This window comes from Polaromonas sp. P1_E1_2, from assembly GCF_056406035.1.
In genome coordinates, this window is the sequence record NZ_JBFUAZ010000281.1 from 1 (window position 1) to 5,154 (window position 5,154).

Here is a 5,154-nt window from a genome sequence, read left to right on the forward strand (position 1 = left end):
TACACCCACATCACAACAGGCAGCGCATCGGCCCGGCACATCAACGCAGTACCAGCACCAGGACAGCACCATGACCGGCACCTCTTTTTTGATCGGCTTCTTTATTTTTGTGGGCAGCGTGGCCCTGGGGGCGCTGGGCTATGAACGCTGGCTCTCGCATGTGGTGTCGGCCCGCAAGAAGGTGGCGCGCAACCACGCGCTGCGCCGCAAGCCGCTCACCAGTCGCGACGAGCTCGCGGTGTGGCGCTGGCTGGCAGACATTTTTCCGGACCACCATGTATTGATCAAGGTGCCCTTTACCGGCTTTATTGAACCCAACAGCCGCGGCGGCGACGCGCACTGGCAGGCGCTGCTGAGCACCGTGAGCTTTGCCTGCGCCGTGGCCGACCGCAAAGGCGCTGTGCTGGGCTGCGTCGATGTCCTGGGGCGCGGCGAGCTGGCTGACCGCAAGCATGCTTTCAAGCGCGAGCTGCTGGGCCGCGCCGGCATTCCCTACTGGATTGTGGACGGCCAGCGGCGGCCCGAGGCCACGCTGCTGCGTGAGAAGTTCACCGGTGCTGCCGCCACGCAGGCGGCGATCAAAAAGACGCCACGCTCAGCCATGCCCCGCAAACCTGTCACCGCGCTGGAGCAGCGACGCTTGTCACGCGTGTCCAGCAACGCATCGGACCTGACCCGCACCGGCATGACGCCGCTGCATCTGAAGTCCACGCTCAAGCTGAAGGCGCTGGCACGGGCCTTTGCCTGGCGCCTGGCCGGTGAGCCGCCTTCTTACAGGCCACGGAGTTCACGCAGGCCCATGGGCTTTCCCACCACCAGCATCAGCAGCTCGACCATCTGAGCGAACCTGCACGAACCCCCGGCCCGCTCAGGCCTCGGCGCTCTTGAGTAAAAACTCCATCTCGGTTCCGGCCAGGTTCAGTATGTCGTGGTGGGCCAGCGGAATCGCTTTCATGCCGATCGGTTTGCCGTTGCAGGTCGGCGGCTTCTCGCCGTCCATGTGCGCCACGTAGTAGCCGTCGCGCCGGTGCGATATCGACACCACGGCCACACCAGGCTGGCCGAAGGTGGTGACGGCCTTGACCACCGGCACCTCCAGCCCCGCTGACGAACCCGACAACACCTTCAGGCTCGCGTGCATCGTGCCGCTGGTGCCGGGCAGGCCCATCGCGTCCAGCGCCATGGCGGTGGTTTGATGTTCGCGCGGAGCCTCTTCTTCGTGCCGCGAGGTGGCCAGGTACTGGATGCGGAAGTTGCCGATATTGATGATGTCGTTGTCGTGCAGCAGCTCACGCGACTTGACCATGTGGCCGTTGAGGTAGGTGCCGTTGGTGCTGCCCAGGTCTTCAAGGTACACGTCCGCAAGGCCTTTCAGCAGGAACACGCAGTGCTCGCCGCTGACCACCAGGTTGTCAAAGATGATGTCGTTGTAGGGCCTGCGGCCCAGCGTGGTGCGGTCGTTCGTCAGGTACACGTGCTTGATTTCGACGCCTTCGACCGTTGCAATGAGTTGCGGCATGCAAGACCCTTCTTCAAGATAGTCGCCGGAGCCCCATGCGTAAGCGACAAACCATCGTAGCCCGAGCGCCCTAAAGGCACAAGCGGGGCACAACCCGCCAGCGCCGCCACATGGCCGCTAATTGGTGGTAATTTTGCCGGTTTCGCATGCAGCGCGAATGATGCGCTGGGTCGGGTTGGGCGTCACGTCGCGGAACTCCATGGGACGCACCACTTCGTTGGGGTAAGTCACTGTTTTGTACGGCTCGCCCTTCCACAAGGGCTGCACGTAAAACGCCAGCGTGACGTACTTGGCGCTCTTGTCGGCGCAGTCAAACAGCACGGTGGAAACATACGAACGGTAAGGCACGCCGTCCCAGCTGGTGCGTTGCAGCGCGCGGCTTACGCGTACCTGCATGGCCCGCATGTCGCCGTTGGCGGCAATGGGGGTCGGGTCTACCTCAATGGTGTTGACGGCCGGGTCAGCCGGGTCACCCATCACGGTAAACCATGTGGTGGGAGCGACAGGCGCGCCCCACAGGGAAGCCCCGGACACCAGGGCCCCTAAAACGATGGCTAATTTCTTCATATGACTTTTTTCTTCCTTCCTCCACCGCACGGTCACTTCAAAGCACAGTCCATTGTCTGCAATGCCAGTTTAATCCTGACGCAACGAACGTTCTGTTGCAACTGTTTCCCGACCCGTAGCAGGCGCGCGTCGAAAGGCCCTGTAGGCACACACCCACACGGCTATGGGCCCGATGCCTTCGGCGCGGTCTGGGCCGGCGGGCTATCTTGAACTGCATGGAATTTTCCATGACGCAACTCTCTGAAAGGTACATCCCATGAACAAGGACCAGGTCAAAGGCAAGATCAAGGAAGTTGCCGGTGAAGTGCAGGAACACACCGGCCTGCTGGTCGGCAATGCCGAACAGCAGGCCAAGGGCCATGCCCGTGAATTCCAGGGCAAGGCACAAAAGGCCGCCGGCGACGCGCGTGAGAACGCAGAAGACATCCAGAAGGATCTTGACAAAGACCGCGACCCCCTGGGTCGCTAAGCAGCACTAAAACGCTGCACACCCACCATCGGCCGGCTCTTCCCGGCCGTTTTTTTGCGCGCAAATCGCCGCGTACACCAGCCATTGGCTGACGCGTTCAGGCGCGTTGGCTGATAGCCGGCGGCACGCAGTGCCCGCATCATGAAACCTTCCACCACAGCACACGCACCCATGCCACGCAAAGCCTCCGCTTCCCTGCCCGACGACCTTTTGCATGGTCAGCTGAAGCTGCCTGCCGTGACGATCAACGGCTACAGCCTGGCGCTGCACGACGGCGAGCGCTTTCTGGGCGACACCGTCAGCCGCGTCGCCTACAGCGAAATGCTGGACGTATGGCGCCGGGTGTTTCGCCGCATCAGCGGTGAAGACGTGCTGGGCACCAAGCCCACGCCGGCCATCAGCAAAAAGCGGTTAGACCTGCTCCTTCAACGCGACGGCAAGGCCGCCGCCGTGATTTCCGCGGCATCGGAAGACTACGCCTGGCAGCTGGTGCGTGTGGTGCGGCGTTTTCTGGCGCACCCCTCATGGCACGGCGTGCAGCGCATCGTGGTGGGCGGCGGCTTCCAGCAAAGCCTGGTGGGAGAGCTGGCCATCGACCGCGCGGCCGAACTGCTCTACCAGCAAAATGCCCGCGTGCATTTGATGACGCTGCGCCACCACCCCGACGAAGGCGGGCTGATCGGCTGGGTGCACCTGGCGCCGCCCGAGCTGTTGTCGCAATACGGCGGCTTCCTGGCGGTAGACATTGGCGGCACCAACGTGCGCTGCGGCATTGTGCGGCCACGCCTGAACAAGTCGCCCGACCTGTCGGACGTGCGCGTGGCGGGCCTGGAAAAGTGGGGCCACCGCGGCGACGACGATGTGACCCGCCGCGAACACCTGGTAAGCGGCATTGCCGCCATGCTGAAAAAGCTCAAGCGTCTGGCCGACAAAAAAGGCATCACCCTGGCGCCGTTTGTCGGCGTGGCCTGCCCCGGCATGATCTGCGACGACGGCTCCATCGCCGCCGGCGCGCAGAACCTGCCCGGTAACTGGGAAAGCCCGCGCTTTAACCTGGCGCATGACCTCAGCGAACTGCTGCCGCGCCAGGACGGCCAGACCACCCAGGTGCGGCTGCACAACGATGCGGTGGTGCAGGGCTTGTCGGAGCTGCCCTTCATGCAGGGCGTGAAGCGCTGGGCCGTGCTGACGGTGGGCACCGGGCTGGGCAATGCCAGCTTTGTCAATACGGGCACGCAGCCGATGCGCAAAACGAAACGCTGACGTCGCGCGCTGCCTTGCAATAATTCAAGAGAAAAAGGCCTGAAGCCCAATCAGTGCGGGCGCAAGCAGCTATATATTTAATAGCAATCTCTCGCCCCCGCGCACAGCGCTAGCGCGGAGCGATGGGCGCACCCACCACCACGCCCGGCACGGCGGTGCTTTCCACCGTACCTTCAGGCTGCACACGCCGCGGCTGCTCAGGTGGCAGCACCAGGCCCGGCGCACCACCAGACGTATTAGGCGCAGGCGTGCCATCTGCGGCAGGCCCGTTCACGGTGATGTACTTGATCACCGGCGCCGGCTGCCACACGCGCGGCGGGCCGCCCTCGGTGGCCGGCCCTCCCGCAGCGCCTGACATGCTCTGTTGCCCCAAAGGCTGGGGCATGCCGCCGTCACCGGTCTGGCCTGGCTGGCTTTCCTGCGGCGGCTCGGCGCCATTGAGCAGCGCTTCAATGCGCTGCCGCTCCTGGTCCGTCACGCCTGCGCCTTCCGGCGCGGGGAAGCGCAGGGCTACGTCCACCACTTTTGCCTTGATCGCGCCCTGAAAAAACTCACCTACCATCGGCAGCGCGCTGCGGGCGCCCTGCCCATAGCTGTCAGCCATGGTCACGCGGTTGTCGTTAAAGCCCACCCACGCGCCGGCCACCAGCTGCGGGTGCATCATGATGAACCAGCCGTCGGTGTTGCCCTGTGTCGTGCCGGTCTTGCYGGCCACGTCGGCCTGTATGCCGTAACGGCTGCGAATGGCAGCGCCCGTGCCCTGGTCGATCACGCCGCGCATCACGTCCAGCAGCGTCTGCGCCACGGTGGCCGGCATCACGGTTTCGGGCAGCTTGGGCTCAAACGCTTCCAGCACCTTGCCGTTGCGGTCTTCTACCCGGGTAACGAGCACGGGCTCTATATAACGGCCGTCGTTGGCCAGCGTGCCGTAGGCCGCCACCATTTCCCTCAGCGTGACAGGGCTGGTGCCCAGCGCAAGTGAGGGCACTTCTTCGAGCCTGCTCTGGCGCACGCCCATGGCCTTGGCCAGTTTGGCCACATTGGCCGGGCCCACCGCGTGCATGACCTGCGCGGTGATCGTGTTCTTGGAAAACATCAGGCCCTGGCGCAGCGTCATCATCTCGCCGCTGGGGCCGCCGCCGTCGGTCGGCCGCCAGAAGGCACCGTTGCCCAGCGGAATCTCCACCTCGCCGTCCAGGTACACATCGGACGGCCTGGCGCCGTTTTCAAATGCCGCGCCGTACACAAAGGGCTTGAAGGTCGAGCCCGGCTGGCGGCGCGCCTGCTGCACGTGGTCGAACTGGTCGCGCGCAAAGTCACGGCTGCCCACCCATGC

General features: G+C 64.3%; 6 protein-coding genes. 3 read left to right on the top strand and 3 right to left on the bottom strand.

Annotated features, from left to right (window positions below):
- Positions 1 to 841, top strand: an 841-nt coding sequence (locus AC1D1P_RS13645) for a PDDEXK family nuclease (protein ID WP_477673355.1), incomplete at its 5' end; no start/stop codon positions are given.
- Between the two features lie 27 nt (positions 842 to 868).
- Here the strand turns inward: AC1D1P_RS13645 and AC1D1P_RS13650 are convergent.
- Both AC1D1P_RS13650 and AC1D1P_RS13655 read right to left on the bottom strand, forming a co-directional pair.
- Positions 869 to 1,519, bottom strand: a complete 651-nt coding sequence (locus tag AC1D1P_RS13650) for an FHA domain-containing protein (RefSeq protein ID WP_457278741.1) — start codon at positions 1,517 to 1,519, stop codon at positions 869 to 871.
- A 117-nt stretch (positions 1,520 to 1,636) separates the two neighbouring features.
- Complete coding sequence (locus AC1D1P_RS13655; RefSeq protein ID WP_477673356.1) at positions 1,637 to 2,086, bottom strand: surface-adhesin E family protein; 450 nt, start codon at positions 2,084 to 2,086, stop codon at positions 1,637 to 1,639.
- Between the two features lie 256 nt (positions 2,087 to 2,342).
- Between AC1D1P_RS13655 and AC1D1P_RS13660 the strand changes: the two genes are divergently transcribed.
- On the top strand, positions 2,343 to 2,555 hold the full coding sequence (locus tag AC1D1P_RS13660) for a CsbD family protein (protein ID WP_477673357.1): 213 nt from the start codon (positions 2,343 to 2,345) through the stop codon (positions 2,553 to 2,555).
- A 141-nt stretch (positions 2,556 to 2,696) separates the two neighbouring features.
- Positions 2,697 to 3,818 carry an ROK family protein gene (locus AC1D1P_RS13665; RefSeq protein WP_477673358.1) on the top strand — a complete coding sequence of 374 codons (1,122 nt, stop codon included), beginning with the start codon at positions 2,697 to 2,699 and terminating at the stop codon, positions 3,816 to 3,818.
- A 109-nt stretch (positions 3,819 to 3,927) separates the two neighbouring features.
- On the opposite strand, the gene AC1D1P_RS13670 is transcribed toward AC1D1P_RS13665, so the two are convergent.
- Positions 3,928 to 5,154, bottom strand: a 1,227-nt coding sequence (locus AC1D1P_RS13670; protein WP_477673359.1) for a penicillin-binding transpeptidase domain-containing protein, incomplete at its 5' end; no start/stop codon positions are given.

Bases quoted from the DNA above. Each gene is read 5' to 3' on its own strand.
- AC1D1P_RS13650 (WP_457278741.1), bottom strand. From the start codon at position 1,519: ATGCCGCAACTCATTGCAACGGTCGAAGGCGTCGAAATCAAGCACGTG.
- AC1D1P_RS13655 (WP_477673356.1), bottom strand. From the start codon at position 2,086: ATGAAGAAATTAGCCATCGTTTTAGGGGCCCTGGTGTCCGGGGCTTCC.
- AC1D1P_RS13660 (WP_477673357.1), top strand. From the start codon at position 2,343: ATGAACAAGGACCAGGTCAAAGGCAAGATCAAGGAAGTTGCCGGTGAA.
- AC1D1P_RS13665 (WP_477673358.1), top strand. From the start codon at position 2,697: ATGAAACCTTCCACCACAGCACACGCACCCATGCCACGCAAAGCCTCC.